The sequence below is a fragment of the Cohnella yongneupensis genome (assembly GCF_042655785.1).
Lineage (GTDB): Bacteria > Bacillota > Bacilli > Paenibacillales > Paenibacillaceae > Cohnella > Cohnella yongneupensis.
In genome coordinates, this window is sequence record NZ_JBHSNC010000041.1 from 1 (window position 1) to 26,188 (window position 26,188).

General features: G+C 47.2%; 27 protein-coding genes and 1 pseudogene. 9 read left to right on the forward strand and 19 right to left on the reverse strand.

What is annotated here, in order from left to right; all coding sequences use genetic code 11:
* Positions 1-62: 62 nt before the first annotated feature.
* The 7 genes and pseudogenes from ACFPQ4_RS12855 to ACFPQ4_RS12885 all read right to left on the reverse strand — a co-directional run bounded on the left by ACFPQ4_RS12855 (position 63) and on the right by ACFPQ4_RS12885 (position 4,951).
* A complete protein-coding gene (locus tag ACFPQ4_RS12855; protein ID WP_378112266.1) occupies positions 63-440 on the reverse strand; it encodes an SMP-30/gluconolactonase/LRE family protein in 378 nt (125 codons plus the stop codon).
* Between the two features lie 163 nt (positions 441-603).
* Positions 604-792: pseudogene (locus ACFPQ4_RS12860) on the reverse strand (GMP synthase (glutamine-hydrolyzing)); the annotation flags it as partial.
* A gap of 137 nt (positions 793-929) precedes the next feature.
* On the reverse strand, positions 930-2,018 hold the full coding sequence (locus tag ACFPQ4_RS12865) for an RES family NAD+ phosphorylase (RefSeq protein ID WP_378112267.1): 1,089 nt from the start codon (positions 2,016-2,018) through the stop codon (positions 930-932).
* Positions 2,019-2,963 (reverse strand): sce7725 family protein, encoded by a 945-nt coding sequence (locus ACFPQ4_RS12870; RefSeq protein WP_378112268.1) that lies wholly within the window; start codon positions 2,961-2,963, stop codon positions 2,019-2,021.
* Positions 2,964-2,979: 16 nt separating this feature from the next.
* On the reverse strand, positions 2,980-3,762 hold the full coding sequence (locus tag ACFPQ4_RS12875; RefSeq protein ID WP_378112269.1) for a sce7726 family protein: 783 nt from the start codon (positions 3,760-3,762) through the stop codon (positions 2,980-2,982).
* 117 nt (positions 3,763-3,879) lie between these two features.
* Positions 3,880-4,455 carry a recombinase family protein gene (locus ACFPQ4_RS12880; RefSeq protein WP_378112270.1) on the reverse strand — a complete coding sequence of 192 codons (576 nt, stop codon included), beginning with the start codon at positions 4,453-4,455 and terminating at the stop codon, positions 3,880-3,882.
* 181 nt (positions 4,456-4,636) lie between these two features.
* On the reverse strand, positions 4,637-4,951 hold the full coding sequence (locus ACFPQ4_RS12885; RefSeq protein ID WP_378112271.1) for a hypothetical protein: 315 nt from the start codon (positions 4,949-4,951) through the stop codon (positions 4,637-4,639).
* Positions 4,952-5,312: 361 nt separating this feature from the next.
* Here ACFPQ4_RS12885 and ACFPQ4_RS12890 point away from each other — a divergent pair, with 361 nt between their 5' ends.
* The 5 genes from ACFPQ4_RS12890 to ACFPQ4_RS12910 all read left to right on the forward strand — a co-directional run bounded on the left by ACFPQ4_RS12890 (position 5,313) and on the right by ACFPQ4_RS12910 (position 9,490).
* Complete coding sequence (locus tag ACFPQ4_RS12890; RefSeq protein ID WP_378112272.1) at positions 5,313-5,573, forward strand: hypothetical protein; 261 nt, start codon at positions 5,313-5,315, stop codon at positions 5,571-5,573.
* 199 nt (positions 5,574-5,772) lie between these two features.
* Positions 5,773-6,342, forward strand: coding sequence for a hypothetical protein (locus ACFPQ4_RS12895; protein WP_378112273.1), 570 nt, complete (start codon positions 5,773-5,775; stop codon positions 6,340-6,342).
* A gap of 480 nt (positions 6,343-6,822) precedes the next feature.
* Positions 6,823-8,127, forward strand: coding sequence for a hypothetical protein (locus ACFPQ4_RS12900; protein ID WP_378112274.1), 1,305 nt, complete (start codon positions 6,823-6,825; stop codon positions 8,125-8,127).
* Between the two features lie 332 nt (positions 8,128-8,459).
* A complete protein-coding gene (locus tag ACFPQ4_RS12905; RefSeq protein ID WP_378112275.1) occupies positions 8,460-9,266 on the forward strand; it encodes a hypothetical protein in 807 nt (268 codons plus the stop codon).
* A gap of 41 nt (positions 9,267-9,307) precedes the next feature.
* Positions 9,308-9,490 (forward strand): hypothetical protein, encoded by a 183-nt coding sequence (locus ACFPQ4_RS12910; protein ID WP_378112276.1) that lies wholly within the window; start codon positions 9,308-9,310, stop codon positions 9,488-9,490.
* A gap of 74 nt (positions 9,491-9,564) precedes the next feature.
* Here ACFPQ4_RS12910 and ACFPQ4_RS12915 read toward each other — a convergent pair whose 3' ends face one another.
* The 5 genes from ACFPQ4_RS12915 to bcp form a co-directional block, all read right to left on the reverse strand.
* Positions 9,565-10,170 (reverse strand): DUF4304 domain-containing protein, encoded by a 606-nt coding sequence (locus ACFPQ4_RS12915; protein ID WP_378112277.1) that lies wholly within the window; start codon positions 10,168-10,170, stop codon positions 9,565-9,567.
* Positions 10,171-10,204: 34 nt separating this feature from the next.
* Entirely contained in the window at positions 10,205-10,537 is a 333-nt protein-coding gene (locus ACFPQ4_RS12920; RefSeq protein WP_378112278.1) for a hypothetical protein, read from the reverse strand.
* Between the two features lie 300 nt (positions 10,538-10,837).
* Positions 10,838-11,803, reverse strand: coding sequence for a tyrosine-type recombinase/integrase (locus tag ACFPQ4_RS12925; RefSeq protein ID WP_378112279.1), 966 nt, complete (start codon positions 11,801-11,803; stop codon positions 10,838-10,840).
* A 159-nt stretch (positions 11,804-11,962) separates the two neighbouring features.
* The gene (gene guaA / locus ACFPQ4_RS12930) at positions 11,963-13,483 is read right to left on the reverse strand and encodes a glutamine-hydrolyzing GMP synthase (protein ID WP_378112361.1); all 1,521 of its coding nucleotides are present in this window, start codon (positions 13,481-13,483) and stop codon (positions 11,963-11,965) included.
* A gap of 81 nt (positions 13,484-13,564) precedes the next feature.
* Positions 13,565-14,092 carry a thioredoxin-dependent thiol peroxidase gene (gene bcp / locus ACFPQ4_RS12935; protein ID WP_378112280.1) on the reverse strand — a complete coding sequence of 176 codons (528 nt, stop codon included), beginning with the start codon at positions 14,090-14,092 and terminating at the stop codon, positions 13,565-13,567.
* Positions 14,093-14,387: 295 nt separating this feature from the next.
* Here bcp and ACFPQ4_RS12940 point away from each other — a divergent pair, with 295 nt between their 5' ends.
* On the forward strand, positions 14,388-15,059 hold the full coding sequence (locus ACFPQ4_RS12940; protein WP_378112281.1) for a DNA-binding response regulator: 672 nt from the start codon (positions 14,388-14,390) through the stop codon (positions 15,057-15,059).
* An 874-nt stretch (positions 15,060-15,933) separates the two neighbouring features.
* Here ACFPQ4_RS12940 and ACFPQ4_RS12945 read toward each other — a convergent pair.
* The 3 genes from ACFPQ4_RS12945 to ACFPQ4_RS12955 are packed head-to-tail and all read right to left on the reverse strand — an operon-like array spanning position 15,934 to position 18,596.
* Positions 15,934-16,722, reverse strand: coding sequence for an ABC transporter permease (locus ACFPQ4_RS12945; RefSeq protein ID WP_378112282.1), 789 nt, complete (start codon positions 16,720-16,722; stop codon positions 15,934-15,936).
* 7 nt (positions 16,723-16,729) lie between these two features.
* Positions 16,730-17,524 carry an ABC transporter permease gene (locus ACFPQ4_RS12950; RefSeq protein WP_378112283.1) on the reverse strand — a complete coding sequence of 265 codons (795 nt, stop codon included), beginning with the start codon at positions 17,522-17,524 and terminating at the stop codon, positions 16,730-16,732.
* Positions 17,517-18,596: an ABC transporter ATP-binding protein gene (locus ACFPQ4_RS12955; protein WP_378112284.1), complete on the reverse strand. Its 1,080-nt coding sequence runs from the start codon at positions 18,594-18,596 to the stop codon at positions 17,517-17,519. Before ACFPQ4_RS12955 ends, ACFPQ4_RS12950 begins: the two co-directional genes overlap by 8 nt.
* A gap of 145 nt (positions 18,597-18,741) precedes the next feature.
* Here ACFPQ4_RS12955 and ACFPQ4_RS12960 point away from each other — a divergent pair, with 145 nt between their 5' ends.
* Both ACFPQ4_RS12960 and ACFPQ4_RS12965 read left to right on the forward strand, forming a co-directional pair.
* Positions 18,742-19,761 (forward strand): LCP family protein, encoded by a 1,020-nt coding sequence (locus tag ACFPQ4_RS12960; protein ID WP_378112285.1) that lies wholly within the window; start codon positions 18,742-18,744, stop codon positions 19,759-19,761.
* A gap of 5 nt (positions 19,762-19,766) precedes the next feature.
* On the forward strand, positions 19,767-21,083 hold the full coding sequence (locus ACFPQ4_RS12965; protein ID WP_378112286.1) for a glutamate-1-semialdehyde 2,1-aminomutase: 1,317 nt from the start codon (positions 19,767-19,769) through the stop codon (positions 21,081-21,083).
* 72 nt (positions 21,084-21,155) lie between these two features.
* Here ACFPQ4_RS12965 and ACFPQ4_RS12970 read toward each other — a convergent pair whose 3' ends face one another.
* Together ACFPQ4_RS12970 and ACFPQ4_RS12975 are read right to left on the reverse strand one after the other, a co-directional pair.
* Positions 21,156-22,526 (reverse strand): WG repeat-containing protein, encoded by a 1,371-nt coding sequence (locus ACFPQ4_RS12970; protein ID WP_378112287.1) that lies wholly within the window; start codon positions 22,524-22,526, stop codon positions 21,156-21,158.
* A 26-nt stretch (positions 22,527-22,552) separates the two neighbouring features.
* Positions 22,553-23,578: a sulfate ABC transporter substrate-binding protein gene (locus ACFPQ4_RS12975; protein ID WP_378112288.1), complete on the reverse strand. Its 1,026-nt coding sequence runs from the start codon at positions 23,576-23,578 to the stop codon at positions 22,553-22,555.
* A gap of 294 nt (positions 23,579-23,872) precedes the next feature.
* Between ACFPQ4_RS12975 and ACFPQ4_RS12980 the strand changes: the two genes are divergently transcribed.
* Positions 23,873-24,955, forward strand: coding sequence for a sulfate ABC transporter substrate-binding protein (locus ACFPQ4_RS12980; RefSeq protein ID WP_378112289.1), 1,083 nt, complete (start codon positions 23,873-23,875; stop codon positions 24,953-24,955).
* 48 nt (positions 24,956-25,003) lie between these two features.
* Here ACFPQ4_RS12980 and ACFPQ4_RS12985 read toward each other — a convergent pair whose 3' ends face one another.
* Together ACFPQ4_RS12985 and ACFPQ4_RS12990 are read right to left on the reverse strand one after the other, a co-directional pair.
* On the reverse strand, positions 25,004-25,243 hold the full coding sequence (locus ACFPQ4_RS12985) for a hypothetical protein (protein ID WP_378112290.1): 240 nt from the start codon (positions 25,241-25,243) through the stop codon (positions 25,004-25,006).
* Positions 25,244-25,265: 22 nt separating this feature from the next.
* A complete protein-coding gene (locus ACFPQ4_RS12990) occupies positions 25,266-26,090 on the reverse strand; it encodes a sulfite exporter TauE/SafE family protein (protein ID WP_378112291.1) in 825 nt (274 codons plus the stop codon).
* Positions 26,091-26,188: the final 98 nt, after the last annotated feature.

Sequence of the window (26,188 nt, forward strand, 5' to 3'; positions counted from 1 at the left end):
TCTATTTCATTAACATGGTGGCTCTCACTCATTAACTCAATGGCTCTATGGCGCCGAAATACTCAATTCCCATCGGCCTCCGTCACGTACATGTTACCGGCCGAATCGAAAGCGATATCCGCCGGGTTCTTGAGATCCACCCCTGGTTTCCCTGGGCCGGGCTTGGCCCATTTGCGAATAAACCGGCCCTCGCTATCGAATTTCTGGATGCGATTGTTGCCGGAATCCGCTACGTATATGTATCCTTCCGAGTCGATCGCGATACCCGACGGATGATTAAACTGCCCGTCCCCGGTCCCTAGAGAGCCCCAAACCTCCCATTGATCCCAGTAACCCGTCGCGGAAGCCGAGTGCCGATCTTCCCCGGTCAATAAGACGCTAAGCCCAATCGCCCCGATCAGCCCGACGAGCAACGTTCGTTTCCATTTTCCCTTTTGCATAAATGCACGCTCCCACTTAAATATGCGAATAAATCCGCCACGTAGGAGCATAGCCCACCGCGCTCTCAAAATTCTCCCAAGACGCAAAAGAACCCGAAAGATGGTTGCCACTCTTGTCAAAGTGTCCATCTTTCGGGTATCTGTTCGGTTGACTATATCGCGCTTATTCCCACTCGATCGTAGCAGGCGGTTTCGACGTGATGTCGTAGACGATCCGGTTCACGTTCTTCACTTCGTTGACGATACGGTTGGAGATCTTCTCCAACACGTCGAACGGGATTCTCGCCCAGTCGGCGGTCATGCCGTCGATCGAGGTTACCGCGCGGATGCCTACGGTGTGCGAATAGGTGCGAACAATAGAGTTTATTACTATTCAGTTATTGCGTTGTTTTTGTATATCAATTGTAGCGGGTGAATTAAGAAAATTCAACTACTCCACTTTAGTATTAGGACTCTCTCAGTATAGTGGAAAATCAATAAAATCTACTATCACTCGTATATAATGTGATTATAGTTTAAAGATTCAACAATTCGTTTTTCAACTCGACTACATGTTACTATATTTGAATCAAAAACCATTAAGTTAAATCCACTTGTACTTAAAGTACTTTCAAATACTATTCCATCGTACCCTGCTTCCTCAGTTTCATTGAGGCTTTTAATGAAATCCACTATAAATTGAGTAGGCAAATAATCCAACTTACTGTCCCCACTTCTTACCGGCTTTGAAATAGCTTTGTTCATTTGATAAAAAGTTTCAAGATTAATTGCATATATGACAGGGTCTTGAAATACAAACACATCAAGTTTCCTTAACATTCGAAAATCTACTACTTTTAATTGTCTTCTTATAGGAAATTTCCCCACATATATAGTATCACTTTTACTAGGTCGAATTTCACTTATAGCTGTTGATGTATCACTTGCTAAGTACAGATGACTAATACCTTCCGAATTAGCACGTCCAGCAGTTGCTAAATGTTTTGGTGGAGCTCCCATTTTTTCAGGCAGTAGTTCTTCATTATTTGAAATTCTAGCTCGAAAGAAGGTATCATCTTCTAATATTGAAGTTAGCCTTTTCAAATAATCTTTCAACACTCCATAGTTTATGTGTTTTGAATGGAATCTATTTTCGTGTTTTATGTATTCAACAAATTCACTCCACGATTTTCCTCTTAATACGGAGTTTTCATTGAGATATTGCTCATTCATCCATTCCAAAATACCAACTTGATTACTTAAGAATGGTAGCTTATCAGGATATTTTTTCAATAATAGAACATTTAAGAACTGGTGGATTTTACCACTATCGAAATTATTGAAAATACTCCAGTTTTTTTCAAACTCATCTTTAATACTTATTAGTTTATATTGTGAATAATCATACGCAGCTAACTCAGTTGCAAGTTTAAAAATACTAAGTATGTCGTTAAATAAGTCTTCAAGTCCTGAATCTTCCATTAGATCATATACAAATACATTTCTACTATTACAAAAATAACAGTCACCAATATTCTTCAAGCTTCTAATAATGCTTTTTATCTCCTCAGATAAAAAGCATTTTTCACAACATTTCATCTAGCGATCCTCCTCTAAGAGATTACCTATTAACTCCAAATGATGCATAATAGATAATTTTTTCAGAGTAGGCAGTCCAGGGTATGTTCCTTCATCATAGTGTTCATTGAAAATTCTCATTGCTAAGGTATCCATTCTTCTGTCAGTTGAAAATTCTTCAAACCAACTAATTAACTTCTCCAGTGCTTGTGAAAACTTACCTGCCGGGTCACTTGTATCGTTATTAGAATCTGAAACAAAATGCTTAATTTCTAATGCATTCTCATGATTTGGATAAACAATATGAATTGCTACCGCATATGGAGCAAACCCACCTTCATTATATTCTTCTCCTACTACGGAATAATCCGAGAATCCTATATAGCCTTCATCTTGAAAATATAAATGCTCTTCTGAGAAAAACTCATTATCATTTTCTAAATAATCCGCGTTTCTTGTTAATTTGTTGAATTTATCGTCTAAGCCAACTAAATTTTTATCATTTAATTGTCTCCTAAATGCATTATCTAAAGGTATCAAATTTAGCAAAGGAACTTTTCCCTCAAATTTATCTTTATATAGGTTTACTAGGCTTTTTTCAGAATGAATTATCACTATATTTTCTAATTGAGTTTCATACTCTTCAATTAAAACGTTTATTTGATTAATTGAGTGTTTATTAAAATGATGAGCTACAGTAACATACTCGTGTTTCATAATCTCTTCAAATTTTTGTTTGCTGGTGGATAACTCTAATTCTCCCAATAATGAACCCACTTTAGGATTAGTAATTACAATAACCCTGTTTTTATGTTCAACGAACATACTAATTGTGGACATCAAAGTGGTGCTTAATTTAATTGGTTCAATAACGGGGATAATTTTATTACTTAATATCCCTCTACTTTGTAGTTCTCTAAGTGCCAGTAAATCGTATTGTCTGCCTCTGATAATAGGATAGTACATTCATATACACCCCTTATTAGTTTAACTTTTCAAATATTTCATATAATTGTTGTTTGGAAAATTTACCCGAGTAAACCAACCATCGAATTGACTCGGGTAATTTTTCCAACATCCCCATCTCTGTCGTTTCAACTCTATCATTCAATTGCTCAAATACCAAATTTTGTGCTTCCATAACATCAATTTGCCTAAACTGCAAAAGAGATGCCCTGTAGTAATATACCGGTTTTGCTACAGGTAAAGTGCCGAATTTCTTTAATAAGATTGTTTCATATTCTTTTTTTCGTAATAACTTAAAAAGTGATTCATGGTTTAATGATCTACTATCAATAATTGCTTTCTTTCTGACACTTAAGTGTTTTCGCTTAGTAAGCACCATGATACCTACATAAGGACATAATTCTTTTAATTGTTTATATACTGGATAGTAGTTTCTCTCTGTTGTAACAACGTATACTGTACTAAATACCTTATAATAATCATTTAATTGATAGATTAACCGATCAAGGTTATCCAGATCTGTTTTTATTTCATATACGAACCCATCATGATGATTTATCAAAATGAAATCAGCTTTGGAATTATCAATCACGATCTCACTAAATGCAGCAGAAGTATTTAAACTGTACTTCCCTAAAACTAATTTGTTAAACAGAATACTTTTAAAATAAAATTCATTTCTATATTCATCGTTCAGTGTTTGATAATTCTTTTCAAGCTCGCTTAAATACGAATCAGAACTAAAATTCTTTGAATACAAAGTTTCCACCAAAGTCTTTTTTGTAAAAAATCTATTCAAGTAATTAAAATCCACTTTTATCACACTTTCTTTCGATCTGCCATATAAGTAATATATTAATTCGACATGTACAAGATAGTTATTTCAGATGAATATAACTATGGCTCATTAATGGAATCAACTTATTGCTTCTTCTTTTCGTTTTTTTATTGCCCTATATAATGTCGCTTTCTTAACTCCAGTAAGATCTTCAATCTCTTTTATAGTATGTGCCTCTGTATTATATAGCTTTATAGCTTGTTCCAACTTCTTCTGGTCACTAACAGGTCTGCCACCTTTACGCCCTCTTGCTCTAGCCGCCTTCAATCCTGCCTGTGTACGTTCAATTATAATGTTGCGTTCAAACTCCGCAAAGACAGCGAGCATCCCAAACAGAGCCTTTCCAGCAGCAGACGTGGTGTCAATGGAGTCATTTACAGAAACTAGGTGCGCTCCTTTTTTTTGAATCTCATCAAGCACTTGAATTAGCTTGATAGTAGAACGGGCGAGCCTGTCCAACTTGTAAACTACGAGCGTGTCGCCTTCATCCAATCTGTCTAACACCTTGGTTAACTCTTCACGATCATCTTTTGCCCCACTAGCTTTCTCTTGATAAATTTTGAATACTCCGTACTTGCTTAACGCATCGATTTGCATGTCTAACGTTTGATCTGCTGTTGATACCCTTGCATAGCCATATACTCGTACTCCCATTTCATCATCTCCTGTTTAAGTTTCTATATAGGATAATTATACCATATAAACGCTTTTTTTTGATACATAGATTTTGATATGAGTTTTGATACATATCCAAGGATTCAATCAAACAAAAAGAGTCATTCCCCGTGTTCCTTGGAAATGACTCATAAACCTTCGTTTTTGAGATGACTCGTACTTAGAGTTTTAAGAACCTCGCCGCTTTTTCATCAAACTTCTTCTTGCAATGCGGACACCAAGCCCATACTTTATTTCGCTTAATGCCAATCCTGGTTGCCTCAACCATTAACTCCTCAGCACTGTCTGAGCATACTTTTTCGTAAGAGTTCGTGCGACGCCCCTCTTCGCCCTCCGCTCTAAGATGAAAACAGTTAGCCAAGTGCAGCTTATCAGTCGTAACATTCTCCTCGTACACATTCAACACTAGACCTTCTGGATTCTTTGAGAACCAATCCTCATAACCTACTTCGTTCTTAAAAAAACGTTGAACCATAGATTCCACTCCCAAAGTTTTTTTCAATCTTAAACCTATTCTTTTCAATTAATATTTATGCAATAGTCAGTTCACAAATACTGCCTTTGAGTATTATTGGATATGCCCCTTTGAAATGGAGGCTTAGAATGCGGGTACAACAGATACTATAGGGATTAAATCCCAATTTTGAGCAACTGGTTAACAGCCATCTTGAACGTTACTCCGATCACAGCGAATAAAACACTCCCACGCAGCAACCCGATTTGAATTTCTACCGAAACGAATGCTGTTTGATTCTTCCACACTTCCATATAGCTATATATCTCTTCAATGTTGGACATAAAGATGAAGTCGTATATATTGGGAGGTGGCGTTCACTTTGCACATACAGAAAATTCTCGAAGAAATGAAAAGGAAGGTTCACGCTGTCAATGACAGGACAAGCTATGTTCAAGCCGTTGCAGAAGCCCACAAAGCCTTCTACACATTCTTCAATAAAGTAGCCAACATAATCCCTGAGGAACAATTCACACTGCTCCTAGACCTTGAAGATGCTGTGAATTGGCTACGAGTATGTGAGGCACAAGCTGGTTATGAGATTGGTTATTTAGATGCACTAGATTTGTTCAGTAGAGAATGATTCGCCATTGAGGGGGCTTAGGTTAACAGACTGTTGGATCATTGCCCCCGTGACAGCAGGGTTAACACATACACACAGAAATCCAATCTTTATTTTTATGACGATTCGAAAGCCGTGTGATTCTCCGACTCTTCCAAATAGATATATATGAAAAACAAACATATTGGGAGAGTGATTTGACATGGGGAAATTATTCTACATGAACAAAAAAGACGCAGGCATATCGAGATATATTGACTCGATAGTTCTTGCAACCGATTTGACTAAGGGCATTGATTTTGAAGTTGCATCCTTTGTAGTAATGGACGATTATTACGATGTTTTCTCTTTAGGTGGATTTCTTGGAACAAGTAGCAACAAGATTCTCCTGACAACAAAAAGCAATCTCTTGCACCGTGTTAAAGAGTCCATCAAAAACGAAGATCAACTTTTAATTGCTGAAACTCCCTTTCCTAAGCACAACAACCAAGCTTTCTTCAAGATTCATGGCAGAATTGATATTGATCTTGCAACTGAACTTGGCTTGGGTGTAGTCAAGATGAATGGTGAATACATGCTTTACTTCCCATTCAGCAAAGGTAACCCTTCTGACGCTATTTTAGAAATGCTGCTATTGAAGGTATATTTTCAACTGCTGCACCCGCTTGAACTAGACGAGAAGCTAAAATTAACATTAGAAAAGAACGAGGACTTGATAATAACCTATTTGAAGATTGATGGCAGAAAACATGTGAATCGACTCAAAGAAATCTTCTCTCAGCATAACTAGGTAGCGACTCGTGACAGGGGCTGGATTACAGTCAAGAAGATCTACGCCCCAAATGCAATGGCTATAACACTCTCATGCAATAACTCGATATTAATTTCTCACGATACGAAAGGCATGTGTGTGATTCGACTGTATTTCTACATAGATACACATGTACGACTCTGCACGCTGCCAAAATGCGATAACAGCGTTGTTCCAAAACACTATACAAAATGACTGACTCTCTGAGAGAACTCAGAGAGTTTTTTGTTTTGCATATAACATCACGATTTTGTGAGGAGGTGAACTTAATGGATGATTCGGAACTACGACACGCTATAACTACGTTCCAACAGAAATACGGAACATCAATTACATTCATAGCAGTTAAATGTGGAGTATCAAGAGAGCATTTGAGTCGTTGGCTGCACAATGAATCGACGTTGCTTTCAGACAGGCTAAAGCACAAAATCGAACAATTCATAAAGGGGAAATGAAGAAATGACAATCGTTAATGTAGTAGACGCACCTTGCGGATATGGAAAGACTTCGTGGGCTATTGAGTACATGAATACTCATGATACAGGTTATCATCGATTTATCTATGTAACTCCTTTTCTAGAGGAAGTAGCCAGAGTTCAGAAATGCGTTTCATATCGTACCTTCCATGAGCCATTATCCTCAAAAGGTGAAACAAAGCTGGACGATTTACATCGCCTCTTAGGAGCAGGTAAAGACATTGCAACAACTCACGCATTGTTTAGACTGGCAAATGCAGAAACAAGAGAGTTAATTCGAAGTAATCACTATACTCTAATTCTGGACGAGGTTATGAACGTTATTGAACAAGTACCTCTAAAAAAGGATGACTTGGAGTCAATGGTAGCCCTTGGACTAATTGAATATGAACTCAACAATAGAGGTTTGACCTATATCAAATGGAAGCAAGACCAACTAGAACACGAATCACAATTCGATATTTTCAAGAAATATGCTATCGGCAATAATCTTATGTTATGTGCTGAAAAAACAGCTTTAATGTGGAATCTACCATGTGACATATTCAAGCTGTTCAAAGACGTATTCATCCTGACTTACTTGTTCAAGGGTCAGTTTCAGCGATACTATTACGATCTTCACGGTATAGAGTATCGCTATTTGTCCGTTGCTAAAGTCGATCAAAAGTATGTTCTTGTGCCATACAACGAAAGAGATGTCCACGACAAAGAAGAACTGCGTAGTCGGATTACAATCTACGAAGGCAAGCTTAATGACATTGGTGACGATCGGAATACATTGTCTAAAAGTTGGCTAGAGAATAGTAGAAATAAAGACCTAATTACAACACTTAAACGGAACGCTTTTAGTTTTCTGACCAATCACTGTAAGGCAAACAACAGCACAGCTTTGTGGACGACTGTTAAAGGAAACAATGAACGTATTCAGAAGCGGCTCACACCTAAGGGTTACAAGAAGGCATTCATTCCGATGACAGAACGAGCGACAAACATTCACAAAAATAAATACCACTTAGCATATCTGGTCAATAGATTCATGAATCCAATCGAAAAGGGATTCTTTCAACTGTACGATGTTAAAGTTGACGAAGACACTTGGGCATTGTCAGAGTTGATTCAGTGGGTTTGGCGTAGTAGTATCCGTGATACAGACGGTAAGCCAATAGTTATCTACATTCCAAGTAAGAGAATGCGCGACTTGTTTAAGGAGTATTTGAACTCAGACAAATTCGAAACTCTTCCCGTAGAAGCCGTGACAAACGAACCTCCAAGTGACTGGAATCTATGATGCCACAATGCAGTGGAGTGCATTATGGCATCATAAAACATCAATAAAATACATGATTATTTTTTTATTTCCTTAAAGAAAAGCAGTGATAAAAAAGGCGATTACACTGTTACGAGTCGAACGGCGAAGCGTTCGGCTCGTTGACAAGCCAAAAGCGAAGCGTTGGCGCGGCAGTTTGAACTGAAAACATGGATATGTAATGGCTCACTCAGAGATTTCTTACTCTCTTGGTGAGCCATATTTTTTCGGTATTTTCTTTGGCATTCATGCCTATTTCACAATTTGAAATTTCCACTGTAAACTACTCTCACCTGTCGTTGTAGGAGGAATTGATGGTGAATAAAACATGTTCGAAGTGTAGGCAAGCGAAGCCTTTAGATGAATACAACAAAGGAAAAGGTCGGTTTGGTAAAATTGCTGTTTGTAAGTCTTGTTCCAAAGAACGAAACAAAGCGTCCATTGATCGAAGACGAGCAAACCTCATGTCATTGCCTAGATACTTGACGGAAGAACAGGAAGTCTCAATTTTTGAACACTTCAACAATTCATGTGCGTTGACTGGGTTAAAAGATAAACTATGCCTAGACCACTTTGTTCCACTTGATTGGGGAGTCACCCCTCTGAAATACGGTCTTGGTGGAACAACATTCCCCAACATGATTCCATTTCACATATCAATCAATTCAGCAAAAAATGCAATGAATCCAGTTATGTTGTTCGAACGATATGGTGAAAAATACAACATTTCAGCGGATAGATGGAACGCAGCCTTGAAATACTTGGCTGAAAAGAATGGTTTGTCAGTGGCAGATTACACAAACCGTGTTAATGCTTGCTACATGGAAGTTCAGTCTGATAGATGGGCAACTGGAATCAATAAAAAGGTAGAAACTAATGGTGAGATTGTTGGTTGGGAGATTGAACGTGCATTGAGACGGAATCTCAATATCCAAGTCGTTATTGAACTTTTCGGCACATCCAAAACAAAGGATTATTTCAGGACTACTAAAGTTTCAGAGATGATAGCTAGACGAAAATTCGAAATGGAAGTTAGACAAAGCAAAGTGAAAAGAAATCTTGTGGAGATCACAAAAGAGGTCGAACGGTTGCTTGTAGAATATCGGAAGAGGAATCAATAGAACTTTCATTTTATTAAGTTTCCAAGGAAGCAGGTGACCATATGGATGAGGAGCTTTTGGATAAAATGCAACAGCGATTCACTACTCTAGAGCGACAATTTTCCTCGCTAGAACAAAAGTTAAACATCAAGGTAGATGCCTTAGATGGTAAAGTAGCTAAATTTGAAAGGCTTGTAAATGAATTTGAAGCTGCGGCATTCTCCTTCAAAATGACACTCAATTGAATCAGGATTTTATTGATACAGAAGCGGGAAGACAAGCAACCACACCTGACATGGAGTGGTTGCTTGTCTTCAAGTTATATTCTGAGACCTATTCGGTTAGCCAATCCTCTAGCAAACTCTTTTTGCGAGTCTAGCTTCAATTGGCTATATACTCTTGCCATGCGTTCCTGTGCTTTTTCCATTTCACCTACTGAACAATAGAGTACCGTTAAGTAATGGGGATTCTCATAAATCCCATCTTTCTCGCGTAACTCCATTACTTTGATTACATCTTTGATACTTTCAAATTGCCGAAAGTGAGGGAGTAAATACTCTGTAACATCTTTTGTTATCATTCGTTTAAGTTGTTCAACGTCAGTATCGGCAGTCAACCTATACCAACTCTCGTTGTTCGTTAGTTCTGTGCCTCGAATGCGTAATACTGAATTTACCTCCATTGGGAATGGTGGTTTTGGATATTGATAAACTGATAAAAATAATTCCTCTATATAAATTCCAGTATTGAAAAAGAACTCAACCTCATCTTCTGTATTCCACTTTGATGACTGAATGTTCACTGTCGCAGAGAAATCAGAACACATGTAAGCAAAGTTATTGCCCTGCTTCTTATACCCCTCTACCTTAAACAATGGAGCAATGGTTTCTTTTACGACTTGCTTCAATACGTTCTGCATCGACATGCTCAACAATCCCCTTAGCGATAGAATCCTGCCTTCATTCGCCCATGTTATCCTCGACACATTCAAATATAACTTCAAAGTCTCCTTTGAGTATTAAATGATTAATTACTTCTTCAATGCGATTACGACTACATTCATCCACCAGTACCATGTCACTACCCCAAAAATACTTCCCCCGCAAACACTCCCCAGTTTGTTGATTCTTTTGTGCGAGAGTATGTATGTTCTTGTATGTAAAAAATGAAGCAATCCACCTTGTACCATCTTCAAAAGTAACTATTACATCGGTGTTATCATCATGTATGTTCCATTCTCCTTCAGCCCAATGCTCAGCTTCAATCCAAATGGAATACTGTATACCCTTCATTTATGTACTCCTTTGCAATATGTAATCTCTTGGTAGCATTCATGCCACAAATTTTCGACATACACATTTTAATTCCTCCAAACTGGCTCTACAGCTACTTTCATCATAAGAAAAAAAGTCCGAATTAACGGACTTTAGTTCTCCTCAATATAAACCATGCTCCCAAACGCCCAAAATTGGATTGTATGGGGTTTAATGATGAGAACAATGTTAGCTGCCTGTCTTGAACCTAGGCCGCTTAAAATGTCACCCAGAGACACGAGAAAGGCATTCGCATAGTGGGCTTGAAGCAGAACCACGTTATACCTTGCTCTTGGACGGCTTTTTTGAGTCCTGCTCTATCCTCACACCGTTTAAAGGACTATGCAAACGTCCAATATGTAAAATCTCCTCTTGCTCTAAACCCCTTAGATACTTGGATGTAATCTGCGTATCAAAATGACCCATTAACCTACTCAAACTATAAATGTCGATTCCATTTCTCAATTGTTTCTGTGCAAAGTAATGACGGCAATCATGGGGCGAGCATCTGATTTCCTTTCTTACACCAGCATTATTGCAATGTTCTTTTAAGATTTTGTTGATCCGGGAGCGAGATAATTTTACTGCCGACTGATCTAGGAAGTAGTATTCCTCTATTTCATCCTGTAGTCTTTTTTTGAATCTCTCCTGTTTCAACAACTCGTACTTTCTCATGTATTTCCGCATGATGTTGCTTATGTACACTAGACGTTGTTTTGAGCCTTTTCCGTGAATGAGGATATGTCGCCTTGCAACGTCATTGTTCTTAATGTTACATAGCTCAGAAACCCTTACGCCCGTATCAAATAGCATGATAAGAATGAGCTTGTCGCGAACATTGGAATACGTCTCTTCTTTGAGATCATTGATTATCCGCGACACTTCATCGTCATTGAAGGTGCTAATGATTGTCTTGGCTTCTTTGAGGTTTTTAATCCTTCGCATAGGATTACTATGTTCATCAATGAACTCTTCGCTCACTAAATACTGAAAAAACACTTTTAGCGTCGCCAAATTGTTATTGATCGTTCTGTTTACTTCTCTTCCTACACGTTGACGTTCCTGAATGTATTTCTTGATGTGAAGTTGCGTTACTTCTTCAACCTCATAAACGCCTAACTCATCACTCATAAACCTTTCCCAGCGATACAACCGAAACATGCAGAGATCAACGTACTTCCTTACCCTTCCCAAGATTTCTTGATTTAACCTGAAATCATCAATCAATTCCTTGATCTTGGTCATAAAAAATACTCCCTTCAATTTGCTAAAAACAACGCAAATAAAAGAGAGTAATTTTGAACTCTATTGTCGTAGGTCTAAGGAAATATTCAATGCTCCCATCCCCGAAAAGCCTTTTGTATCAAGGCTTCTCGGGGACCAGAAGTATTGAATTTATCAACCTTACTCCCACTCGATCGTCGCAGGGGGCTTGGACGTAATGTCGTATACGATGCGGTTAACGTTCTGAACCTCGTTGACGATCCGGTTGGAAATCTTCTCGAGCACGTCGAACGGAATACGCGCCCAGTCCGCGGTCATGCCGTCGATCGACGTAACTGCGCGAAGGCCGACCGTGTACGAATACGTACGTCCGTCGCCCATGACGCCCACACTCTTCATGCCCGGCAACGCGGTGAAGTATTGCCAAATTTCGCGATCAAGTCCCGCTTTGGCAATCTCGTCGCGCAGAATGGCATCGGATTCGCGAACGATTTCGAGCTTCTCTTCCGTTACTTCGCCAAGCACGCGGATCGCGAGACCCGGGCCCGGGAACGGTTGACGCATGACGATTGCTTCCGGCAAGCCGCATTCAGCGCCGACTTTGCGGACTTCGTCCTTGAAAAGCGTCTTCAACGGCTCGATCAGCTTGAACTTCATATCTTCCGGCAAGCCGCCGACGTTATGGTGCGACTTGATCGTCTGCGCCGTTGCCGTGCCGCTTTCCACGATATCCGTATACAGCGTGCCTTGCGCGAGGAACGTGAAATCGTCGAACTTGGCGGACTCTTCCTCGAAGACGCGGATGAAGTCGTTACCGATGATTTTGCGTTTTTTCTCCGGATCTTCTACGCCTCTCAAGTTGCCTAGGAACCGCTCGCTGGCGTCGATCTTCACGACGTTCATTCCGAACTTGCCGACGAACGTCTCCATGACGCTCTCTGCCTCGCCTTTGCGAAGCAAGCCGTGGTCGATGAACATACAGGTCAATTGTTCGCCGATCGCCTTATGAATCAAGATGGCTACAACGGAAGAGTCCACGCCGCCGGAAAGCGCGCAAAGCACTTTCTTGTCGCCGACTTCGTTGCGGATTTCCGCCACCATATCGTCGATGAACGAACCCATCGTCCAATCGCCGCGGCAACCGCACACTTCGAACAGGAAGTTGCCGATCATTTCGTTGCCGTGCACGGAGTGGCGAACTTCCGGATGGAACTGAACCGCGTAAAAATGACGGGACGCATCGCTCATCGCCGCGACGGGAGCATGCTCCGTGCTGGCGTCGACGCGGAAGCCCTCAGGCAGCTTGGTAACGTGGTCGCCGTGGCTCATCCATACCGTCTGACGGCTGTCGAGTTTCTTCGCCAGGTCCGCGCCTGCGATGAAATCGATGTCCGATTTGCCGTATTCGCGCTTATGCGCAGGCTCCACTTTGCCGCCGAGTTGGTGCGTGATCAGCTGCATGCCATAGCAGATGCCGAAGATCGGAATGCCCAAATCGTAAATCGCCGGATCGACTTGAGGCGCTCCTTCCGCGTACACACTCGCAGGCCCTCCGGAGAAGACGATGCCTTTCGGCTGCAATGCTCGGATCTTGTCTATCGAGACGTTAAACGGCAGCAATTCGCTGTATACGCCCAAATCGCGGATACGGCGGGCAATCAATTGGTTGTACTGACCGCCGAAGTCGAGTACGACGATCATTTCATGCTGATTCGTAGTCACTTTTAAACCGAGCCCCCTGAAATCAATTGAATGTATTATAGCTTTGCGGCTTTCCAAGCGTCAAGGCAACGAGGGTGACGGTTTGCGCTTCTTGGGACGCAGCGCCCGGATCGCGGCGACGACTTCGTCGACGTGTCCTTTCACCTTAATATTGCGCCACTCTTTCAGTAGCTTTCCGTTCTCGTCGATTAGGAACGTCGAACGTACGATGCCCATATAAGCTCTGCCGTATAGTTGTTTCTCTTGCCACACGCCGTACAGCTCGCATACTTTGTGTTCGGTATCGGCCAGAAGAGGGTACGGCAACTCGTATTTGTCCGCGAATTTGCGGTGGGATTTCAGATCGTTCGTGCTGATGCCGAGAATGACTGTGTCGGTTTCGTTAGCGAGCGTTGAACTCGCATCGCGGAAATCGCACGATTGCTGCGTACAGGCAGGCGTTAAATCTTTCGGATAAAAGAAAATGACGACTTTGCGGCCTCGATATTCGCTTAGTTTAACGGTATCGGAGTCGCTGGTTCCGCCGACGGCGGGCAACTCGAAGTCCGGGGCTCGTTTGCCGACTTCCAGTGTAGGCTTTCTAGGCATAGGCGTTAATCCTTTCGATGGTCGCGATTACACGACTCAGCTTACCATTCCAGCGGGGAAAAGGGAACGACGCGGACGTTTGGAACGATGCGGACGTTTGGTCGTTGAGTGGTTGCGTGGTTGCGTGGACATGAACGATACGTGGGCATGATCGTTACGCGCGCATGAAAATGTTGCATGGACATTTCGGCCGGTCTTCGATAGACTGTCCTTATAAGTTGGCGCGTGAAGAACACCGCATCGTCCCGAATCGGGAAGGTGCGGTGTTTTTGCGTTCGTTAAAGGAGAGATCGATTTGTTCGAGACTCGTTATGAAGAATGGTTGGAAAAGCAAAAAGGAGGCTTAACCGGCGAGGCGCTGCGTCGTTTAGTCGAAGGGCATGCGCATAACGAGCGCCTGTTCCTGGAGGAAGTGTGGTTTCCGGCCATCGGCAGCTTCGACGATCTCCATGCGGAGTACGAGGTACGTAGCTACATGAACGGCAACTTCTATCTTGATTTCGCTTATTTGCGTCCACCGTACTGCGTTAACTGGGAAGTCGACGACTTCAGCTCGCACGCCAAAAACGTCACCCGACGCACCCACAACTACAACTGCGACCGTCAAAACCAACTCGTACTGGACGGATGGACCGTCTTCCGACTAAATTTGGACGCCATCCGCGAACGACCGAAGCAAGTCCAGCAGTTCGTGCTCCAGGTGATGGGGAAGTTGTATGGGACTCAAGCTGGCGGCGAACAAATCGCTCTGACACTCAAACAACGTGAGATCTTGCGGCTTGGGCACCGGTTGCAGCGGGCGTTTACGCCAAAAGAAGTATGTGAGCAATTGGGCATACGCGATCGGCATGCGCGCGATTTGTTGCACGACATGTTAGCGGTTGGGCTTCTCGAAGCCGCGGGCGGGCATGTTCGCGTTCGCAGCTATCGTCTCACAAGCAAAGCAGCATATCTGTATTTGCCATAACGGCATATGATGCCGCAATTACGCGAGAGATGGCATCTGAGCCTGAGATAGCGGCAATCGATGCCGTAAAATTTCGAGTATTCGCGCGATTACGCCGCTCAGGACAGAAATAGCGGCATCGCGTGCCGTTATCGCGCAAGAATGACTAACATTCCGCCCAATAACGGCATACAATGCCGCTATGCAAAACCCGGTTACTCCAAGTGCGCGGTAGTTGCGAGTAAGGAGGATACATGGAGTTTACGGCGCATCCTATTCGTTCACCGCATTGCCCGACCGGCATGCGGTACCGCTATTTCGCAGGGAATAGCGTTGGAGCAAGTGATAGCGGCAATCGATGCCGTAATATTCCAAGTATTCGCGCGATTACGCCGCTCAGGACAGAACTAGCGGCATCGCGTGCCGTTATCGCGCAAGAATGACTAACATTCCGCCCAATAACGGCATACAATGCCGCTATGCAAAACCCGGTTACTCCAAGTGCGCGGTAGTTGCGAGTAAGGAGGATACATGGAGTTTACGGCGCATCCTATTCGTTCACCGCATTGCCCGACCGGCATGCGGTGCCGCTATTTCGCAGGGAATAGCGTTGGAGCAAGTGATAGCGGCAATCGATGCCGTAAAATTTCGAGTATTCGCGCGATTACGCCGCTCAGGACAGAACTAGCGGCATCGCGTGCCGTTATCGCGCAAGAATGACTAACATTCCGCCCAATAACGGCATACAATGCCGCTATGCAAAACCCGGTTACTCCAAGTACGCGGTAAGAGCGATTGTTGCTATTAGGCGCAGTTACACGGTTATGGTGAGCAGTAGCGCTAAAACAGGTTACTCCAAGTTCCCGTTCGGCGCGATTATTGGGGTCTCTCCCCTCTAACTCCCCGCGCCGCGGTACCTACGGACGCCGCGATTCCAGACGCCGAGGCCGATCGCCGCGACGACGATGCCGACGACCGGCGTGAGCAGCGACATCGTCAAATCACGGTGCCGGTCGAGGAAGAACGACGCCGGGTAGACGCCGACGAACGCGAACGGCAGCAGCCAAGTGAGCAGGAAGCGAATGCCCTTGTTATAAATTTGAACCGGGTAACGGCCGTAGTTCTGAATATTGAACATGAGCGGTACGATGCCTGTCGGCGCGTCCGAATAGAACGAGATCGCCGCCAGCGTCGTATACAGCCCAGCATAGATGAGTACCGAACCGAGTACCATTACGATCAGCATGATCGGATCGTACCAATCGAACGACAGATCGAGCGTCCCCCAAGCCGTGCACATGATCGCCAAGCCGACGAACGCGCCGACGATCGACGGCGGGTCTACGTTTTCCAGCATGATTTGGGTTAGCGAATGCGCGGGACGGGTCAGCACCCGGTCCATCTCGCCCTTGACGATGTACCGCTCGCTGAAGTTCCACAAGTTAAAGAACGTGCTGAACACGCCGAAGGCGATCATGAAGTAACCGTACACGAAGACGACTTCCGCCTCGCTCCAGTCGCCAAGAGCCGGCGTATGCTCGAACACGATGAAGATGAAGATCAAGTTCATCGCGCTGAACATCAAGTCGGACAGAACCTCCACCCAGAAGTCGGTGCGGTAGGTCAGCTTTGTTTTCAAATAGTTCGCTATATATTCCCGGAACAATGACATCGTGAAATTCATGATCCGCTCACCCTCCTTGCACGAACAGCCTGCGGCGCGCCGAACGCCACATCGCCATTATCGGTACTATTAACACGACGAACCAAATGACTTGCACGAGCAGCGCTTGCCACACTTCCGCGCCGTTCAACCGTTCCGTGAACACGGAGCTCGGCAAGTAAGTGATCGCGGGGAACGGCAACCAGTCGAGCACGGATCTCGCCCACAGCGGGAAGAAGGCAATCGGCAGCAAAACGCCCGACAACAAATCGATCATGACCCGCTTCAACCGCATCATGCCTTCGTTATTTTCCACGAAAAACGCGAACAACCCGGTCATAATATTCAGTTGCGAGTTGATGAGGAAGCTGAACCAAAGCATGATGAAAAATACGACGTACCGCATCGGATCGCTCGGGAACGAAATCGGAAAGATGAGCGACACGACGATCATCCCCGGGATCATGAACAAGCTGAACCGGAACAAGCCTTCGCCGAACCCTTGCATCATTTTCACGAGCAAATAGTTGTACGGACGCGTCATCTGAACCGCCAAGCTGCCGTCCCGGATATCGTTCGAGATTTCCCGGTCCAGGTTGTTGAAGTAGAAAGCGCGCGCCATCCAGGATACCGCCACGTAAGTCGTCATCTGGGCGACCGTAAAGCCCGCGAGCGTATCCGCATCGCCGTAGATCGCCTTCCACAGAAAGTAATACGCGCCGATGTTGATCGCGTAAATAATAATTCCGCTATAGTAGTTCACCCGATACGCGAGCATCATGAGGAAACGAATGCGGACGAGCTCGAGATAGGCGCTAGCCACGGGTGCCCGCCCCCGCTTCCGTCTTCTCCGATTCCGGCGTTTGCACGGCTGCTTCTACTTCTTTAGGCTTGTCCGCGCTTCCCGATTGGTAAATTTCGCGCACGATTTCGTCGGTGTTCGTCTCGAAAATTTTAATATCGCTAATGTCCATCGATGCGCCGACGACGCGCGACAACACCTCGGACACGTTCATTTCGCGAGGAAGCCACACTTTGGCGGTCTGATCGTTTTCTAGCGACCAGCGAACTTCCAGTCCGTTCGTCAATCCGTTCATCGCCGCCAGCGTAACCGGATCATTGAATTGGAACTGGACCTCGCGCCCCTTGCCCCATCGCGTCTTCAACTCTTCCAGTCCGCCGTCATAAATAATGCGTCCGTCGTCCAGCATAATGACACGGGAGCAAAGCGCTTCGATGTCTTGCAAATCGTGCGTCGTCAACAAAATCGTCGTGCCGTGTTCGCGGTTCATCCGCTTCAAAAACTCGCGAATTTCCGTCTTCACCACGATATCGAGACCGATCGTAGGCTCGTCCAGGAATACGATGGACGGGTTATGCAGCAACGCCGCAACGAGTTCGCAGCGCATGCGCTGTCCGAGACTGAGCTTGCGGACCGGACGGTTAAGCAGCTCCTGCAAATGAAGCGTCTCGACCAGCTCGTCCAGCCGGCGGCGGAAGTCCGTCTCGCCGACGCGGTACACTTTGCGGAGCAGACGGAACGACTCGATTACGCCAATGTCCCACCAAAGCTGGCTGCGCTGTCCGAATACGACGCCGATGCCGCGCACGAACGTCTCCCGGTCTTTATAAGGTACGTATCCGTTAACGAGCAGCTTGCCCGACGTCGGAACGAGAATGCCGGTCAGCATTTTGATCGTCGTCGATTTGCCCGCTCCGTTCTCCCCGATATAACCGCAAATTTCGCCTTGCGGAATTTGGAAGCTGATATCTTTGACCGCGGTCACTTCCGTATGCTCGCGCTTGAACAAATCTTTGAGCGCGCCCTTCACGCCTTCGCGGTTTTTTTGCACTTTGAACTGCTTTCTCAGCTCGTTCACTTCGATGGCTAACATAACTACCTCCCGGCGAAACTTGCTTGTCCCGCTCATGAAACTTTATAATTTCTATGATGTTATCTTACATCACGTTCGATTCAGCATACAATGACGCCTCCAATAGAACAAGCGAGGCCATTGCACAACGAAGAGGGACAAGCAGATGTCAAAAAAATGGAGATATACGCTATTCGGCTTCCTAAGCGTGCTGTTCATCGCTTTTTGCTTCGTCGGATGGTGGGTATATCGGTTCAACGACGAGCTTAGCAGCGCTCACAAATCGAAGGAAGAGTCCCGTTTCGGGAAGTTCGAGGAGAAAGCCGAAGAGAAGCCGCCAGAATGGGAAGGCTCCGAGCGCGTCAATATTTTGCTTATGGGCGGAGACGAACGCGGACTTCGGGAAGACGAAACCGCGCGGTCGGACTCGATGCTCGTCGCGTCGATCGATCCGAAGCTTAAGACGATTCACCTTTTCTCCGTCCTCCGGGATACGTACGTCGATATCCCCGGCTATAAGAACAACCGGGCGAATTCGGCGCTACAGCTTGGCGGTCCGAATTTATCGATGCTAACGATCGGCAACATGCTCGGCCTCGATATTCAATATTACGTGTATGTCGATTTCCAAGGATTCATTAAGCTAGTGGACGCGATCGGCGGCGTGGACTTCTACGTGGAGAAGGACATGCATTGGTCGGATTCCGCGGACGAACACAAGTACGATATCAATTTGAAAAAAGGGTTCCAGCATCTCGACGGAGACAAAGCGCTGCAATACGCACGATTCCGCCACGACAGACTATCGGATTTCACTCGTACAGGTCGGCAACGCGAATTACTCAAGGCGATCGCCGACAAAATGCAGTCCGGCTGGAATCTGGTCAAGCTGCCGGATATTTTGGGCAAAGTGACCCCGTATATCGAGACGAACATGTCGTCGGGCGATATTTTGAAGCTCTCGAGACTCGGCTACAAATCGCACCAAGCCGGCTCTGTCCAAGCACCGCCGAACGAGCTCTTAGCCGACGAGAAAGTTGGAGGATCGTCGGTGCTCGCCATCAAAGACAAAGAAGCGCTTAAAGCGTTCGTGCAACTGACGCTGGACAAAGATACGAGCGTAACGGCGGCAACACCGTCGCCGACGCCGTCGTCTTCGCCATCGGGCAGCGCGGGAGGAGAATAAAAGCAATGTCGCAACAGCATCAACGCGTCAGATCGGCGCAACTATACGAAGAAGCCAAGCAACATATCGTCGGAGGCGTGAATAGTCCGTCCCGATCATTCAAAGCGGTGGGCGGCGGGGCGCCCGTCTTCATGCAGCGCGGGGAAGGCGCTTATTTCTGGGACGTCGACGGCAATAAGTACATCGATTACTTGGCGGCGTTCGGCCCCATCATTACCGGACATGCTCATCCGCACGTTACAAAGGCAATCGTGCAAGCGGCGACGAACGGCACGCTGTACGGTACGGCGACCGAGCACGAAATCCGGTTGGCGGAAATGCTGAAGAAGGCTATACCGTCCATGGATAAAGTCCGGTTCGTCAATTCCGGCACGGAGGCGGTCATGACGACGATTCGCGTCGCCAGAGCCTATACCGGCCGCAATAAGATCATTAAGTTCGCCGGTTGTTATCACGGCCACTCCGACCTCGTGCTAGTGGCTGCCGGCTCCGGCCCTTCGACGCTCGGCATACCCGATAGCGCGGGCGTACCGGCCAGCATCGCGAGCGAAGTCATTACGGTGCCGTTTAACGATTTGGACGGCTTAAAGCAAGCGCTTGAGCGTTGGGGCGATGAAGTAGCCGCGGTCATGGTCGAACCGATCGTCGGCAACTTCGGCATGGTTATGCCGCATGAAGGCTACCTCGAGGGATTGTGCAAGCTAAGTCGCATGGCAGGTGCGCTCGTCATCTATGACGAAGTCATATGCGCCTTTCGCTTCCACTACGGTTCGGCTCAGACGTTCTCCGCCTTCCCCGAACAAGACGCGATTCGGCCGGACTTGACCGCGCTAGGCAAAATCATCGGAGGCGGCTTGCCGATCGGCGCTTATGGCGGACGCGCGGAAGTGATGGAGAAAGTCGCGCCGCTCGGACCCGCCTATCAAGCGGGCACAATGGCCGGCAACCCGGCTTCGGTACTGGCGGGAATCGCTTGCTTGGAAGTGCTTCAAACGCCAGGCGTATACGAGCAAATGGAGCGTCAAGCGATCCGGCTCATCGACGGGTTGCAAAACGCCGCCGACAAGAATGGCGTTCCGATCACGATTAACCGGATCGCGGGCGCGTTCTCGACGCACTTCTGCGATCATCCGGTCACGAATTACGACGAGGCGCAGGATACGGACGGCGAGCAATTCGCCCGCTTCTTCCGGCTCATGCTCGACCAAGGCATTTACCTTGCTCCTTCCAAGTACGAGGCGTGGTTCCTGACGACCGCGCATACGGACGCCGACATCGACGAGACGATTGCCGCCGCGCAATCGGCCTTCGCCGCCATATAAACAATAAAGACCGGCTATTCCCGCGGACGCGATCGTCCGCCGGATAGCCGGTCTTTTCATTTTATTGGTTACTTAAGGAGCTTCCGCGACGATTACGCCCTGAGCATTGATCAGGAAAGATCCCGCGCCGGTCTCTACGACCGCATAGCCTTTATTGAAATCGCCGGCCGAGTCGTACTTCGCGGCGATAACGACTTTGCCGTTGCGATCGATGTAGCCGTATCTGCCGTTGTCCTCGAACGAGGCCAATCCTTCATGGAAGCTGCCTACGTCCTCATACGCGGTTTGCAGAACGTTCTCGCCTATCGAATTTACATAGAAGAACGTATCGTCTCCCTCTACCGCGGCCACTCCTTCGCTGAATGAGAAAGCTTTCGCATAGGCTGTCGCGATGCTCGCTTTTCCGTTCAGGTCGATGAAGCCGAACGAGCCTTCGCCGTTCTCGCCTTCCGACTGCACCAAGCCTAAGCCGGCTTCGAAATCGGAAGCGCTCTGATAGACGGCCTTAATGACGACGTTCCCCGTACGGTCGATGTACCCGTATCGTCCCTCGATCTGAACCGCTGCCACGCCTTCGGAGAAATAGAACGCGTCTTCCAATTGCGCCGGAATGACTTCTTTGCCCGTATGATCGATGTAGCCGAACAAATCTCCTTTTCTTACGAGAGCGAGCCCTTCGGAGAAATCGTACAGCTCGTCGTAGCCGGAAGGAGAAAGAACGGTTTCTCCTTTGACGTTAATGTAAGTGGAGACGCCTGCTTTATCCACTAGAGCCAACCCGTCGGAGAAATCGTACGCTTCGTCGAACTGCGGTTGAATAACCGCTTCTCCCAACGCGTTGATGTATCCGTATTTCCCGTCTTGTTTAACGATCGCAAGTCCTTCGCTGAAGCCGTTCGCCGCTTCGTATTTAGCCGCGATGACCGCTTCTCCGAATACGTTGAGATAACCTTGCTTGTTCCCATCCGCATAAGGGTGAAGCTTCGGCACGATGTTGAGCTTGGAAGCTGCGATATCTTCCGCCACGTCGGCGCCGAACAGCTGGCCGACGGCTACCGCAGGTACATACAGCGTGTTGGACTTTTCGACCGGGGCGAACTTAAGCTGCGTTTGTTTTCCGTTCACGGAAGCGGCTTTGGAGCCGTTCGTCAGCTTGACGACGCGGGTGCCTTGCGTTAGCGAAACCGTGCTTGTCGATTCATCCCACGCGACGGAGGCACCGATCGCCGCAGCCAGCAGTCTGACGGGAACGAATTCGGTTTGCTGGATCGTCTTTACTTTCCAACCAGTCTGAGCTATGCCGTCGACGGAAACGCCGATGGTTGGCGTAGCCGCGTGGGCTTGTGTTGCCGGGCCGAAGCTGGCGATTTGAACCGCCGTCAGCGCCGCTGCCGCGAATAAAGCTCCTTTGCCGAATGTTGAACGGATACGCGTTGTCGTCATAGTGGATTTCCCCTCGTCTTCTGAAATTATTTTTTAATATAAATTTGGTCGAACACGCCGTTGTCCGCGAAAAATTTCGTTTGCGCCTTATCCCATCCGCCGAACTTGTCGATCGTGATGAGATTCAGTTTAGGGAAGTTTTTCTCGAATTCTTTGGCTACTTTGGCGTTAATCGGACGGTAGAAGTTTTTGGCTGCGATCCGTTGGCCTTCTTCCGTGTACAAATAGTCGAGGTAAGCGGTAGCCACTTGACGCGTATCGTGCTTGTTAACGTTCTTCGTTACGACCGCTACGGTCGGCTCGGCCAAAATGCTCAGCGAAGGGGTGACGATTTCGAACTTGTCGCCGTACTCCTTCTTGGACAAGTACGCTTCGTTCTCCCATGCGATCAAGACGTCGCCGATTCCTTTTTCCACGAACGTGTTCGTCGAACCGCGCGCCCCAGTATCCAATACCGGTACGTTAGCGAACAGCTTCTTCACGAAGTCCGAAGCTTTGGCTTCGCTATTGGCGTTATGCTCGAGCGCATAGCCCCAAGCCGCCAGGAAGTTCCAACGCGCGCCGCCGGACGTCTTCGGATTCGGAGTAATGACGCTCACGTCGGATCTAACGAGATCGTTCCAGTCTTTGATGTTCTTCGGATTCCCTTTGCGTACGAGGAAGACGATTGTCGATTTGTAAGGCGCGCTATTGTTGGCTAGACGCTTCTGCCAACCTTTGGCGATAAGCCCTTTCGCTTCGATCGCGGATACGTCGTATTCCAGCGCCAACGTCACGACGTCGGCTTCCAAACCGTCGATGACCGAGCGGGCTTGAGCCCCGGAACCGCCATGCGATTGTTTGATCGTAACGGTCTGGCCGGTTTTCTTCTGCCAGTACTTCGCGAATGCGGCATTGTAAGCTACGTAAAGCTCGCGGGTCGGATCATAGGAGACATTAAGCAGGGTGACGCTCTTTTTCTCTGTCTTTTTCGTTACGGCTCCGAACACGGTAGTCGAAGATAGGATAAAGGCGAATGCGATGAACAAGATGAGGCGAATCGGCTTTTTCATGCGAATGACTCTCCTTTGGGTATTGGATGTAATCTCGCGGTACGCAAAAGGCCTCGACTCCGACGCATGCCCCGATAGAAGGGGAACGCGATCTTGGAACCGAGGCCTCCGGTGTACCGGTCGGCGCTTTGGCGCAATCCATTTGAATGACTCCATCATATTCCACACTAATCCGAGTTGTCAACTATGAATTAATCGTTGACAGTCAATTTATTTCGCTGTTATGATTTTCCTATCATAAATCCAATTATTTCTATCGGATTAACAAAATATTTTTCGAAAAGGGGAATTTACATGTATCAACGTCTACGCGAAATACGCGCGCGTTCCATCTTTGCCGGCTTGCTAACGTTTACGGTCCTAACGGTTACCGCTTGCTCCGGCGGCAACGACTCGAAGTCGGCGGGCGGGGAAGAAGCCTCTCCGACGTCCGATTATACTAAGCCCGTTCATCTGGTTAATGCGGTATCGGACGGTACGGCCGAGCTGTTCAAAGCCATCGACGGCGCGTTCGTTCCCTATTGGAAAGAACGCACGGGACAGTCGGCAGAGGTCGAGCAATCGGCGGGGAACTCCTCCGCTCAAGAAACAGCGGTCATTGACGGAACGATTCAAGCGGACCTCGTCACTTTGGGAGTCGGAATCGATATTGATGCTATACAGGCAAAAGGAAAGATCGGGGAAGGCTGGCAGCAGCGTTACGATTATAACAGCTCGCCGTTCGAGACGGCCGTAGCGTTCGTCGTTCGTACGGGCAACCCGAAAGCGATCGCGGAATGGGACGATCTCGTTCAATCCGACGCCCAAGTCGTCGTGGCGAACCCCGCGACGTACTCGGATGCCCGTTGGTATTATGCGGCACCATGGGCTGTCTCGCTGGATCAATCCCCGGAGGACCAAGAAGCCGCTAAAGCGTACGTCACGAGCTTCCACGAGCGCGTTGCCGTACTCGCGCAGGATGACGCTTCCGCCGAAACGGCATTCCTTAACGACAATAAAGGCGACGTCTGGGTAACGACCGAGAGCAACGCGCTTCGGGTCTCCAACGCCGAGGGAAAAGGCAAGGTCGATGTCGTCGTCCCTTCCGTGACGCTCGCGGTCGAGCCGATCGTCTCCGTCGTAGACGCCAACGCCGATGCCAAAGGCGCCCGCGAAGCAGCGAACGGCTACGCCGATTTCTTGTTCACGGAGCAAGCGCAGACGCTTGCGGCCCAGCACTTTTATCGCCCTAGGTTCGCGTCGGTAACCGAGCAGTTCGCAGAGCAATTCTCGGAGATTACGCTGCTTACGGTGGACGACAACTTGACGGGCTGGGAAGACCTTCAATCCGCGCTGTTCGCGGACGGCGGGCTGTACGGCCAATTGCCGGCGAAATAACGTAAGAAAAGGGCAATCCCCGGCGGAAGCCGCTGGATTGCCCTTTTCTTATTTGCCGTCTAATTTGCCGTCATATCTTCCGTCGACTTCGTCCGCCATAGCCCTGTATAGCTTCGTTTCTTCCACAACGGGATCCCGCTCGGCCTGAACGCGAATTTCCCACCGGGGCGACAGCACCTTCACCGCTTCGACCTCGGGCGCCCCGACTCCCTGCTGTCCTTCGGTCAACCGCTCGGCTAACAACGCTTCCGCCTCTTTTGATTGATTGTCTTTGTCATCGTGCTCCATTACTCTCGCCCCCTTCGCCTCGTTATATTTCCCTAATTCCTTGAATAATAAGGTAAATCGCCATCGCCAACAAAGTCGTTCTAAGCAGCCAAAGCAGCTGTTTGCCGCTAAGCTTGGAGGCGATCACCGCTCCGATCCGTCCGCCGACGATTGCTCCGGGAGCTAGCGCCGAGAACAGTACCCAGTCGATATTGCCGTGCCAAGCATGTACCCCGCTGCCAAGGAACGACGACAGCAAAATAACGAACATCGAAGTCGCCGTCGCCACGTGCGGCGGAAACCGGAATAACAGTACCATCAACGGCACAAACAGCGATCCTCCGCCGATCCCGAACAACCCCGAGCATATTCCGACCGCGCATCCGATGATCAACGCGAGCGTCACGTTATAGCCGTACGTATGCACTTTGCCCGCGCCATCGGTGAACTTGCGCTCGATCGCCCATTTGACGTTCAGCGGTTTCAGCTTTTCTCTCGCCATCATTAGCCCGAACATGACCAACATGAACAAGCCGAATGATAACTGGAAAGGCCCCTGCTTGATTCCGTTCGTCAGCTGCGCCCCGACCATCGCCGCCGGGCCGCTCGTCGCGAAGAACAACCATCCCGTGCGAAAATCGACCTTGCCTTGCTTATGGTAAGTATACGTAGCCGATAAAGCCGTAAAGATGAGTACGGCGAGAGATGTCCCCACCGCAACTTGCGAAGTTACCGGATCTCCCAGCATCGGCTCGCCGAGCAACACCAAGACGGGCACGATAATAACCCCGCCGCCAAGCCCGACGATGCTTCCGAATACGGCCGATACGATTCCGATTAATACTAATGCCACTACCGCGATCCACATCGCGCTTCACGCTCCAATATCCAAGATGAATGAGGACTTCCGTTGAACCGATAAGTTACAGTATACATCCCCAACGCGAAAAAAGAAGCCTTCCCTCT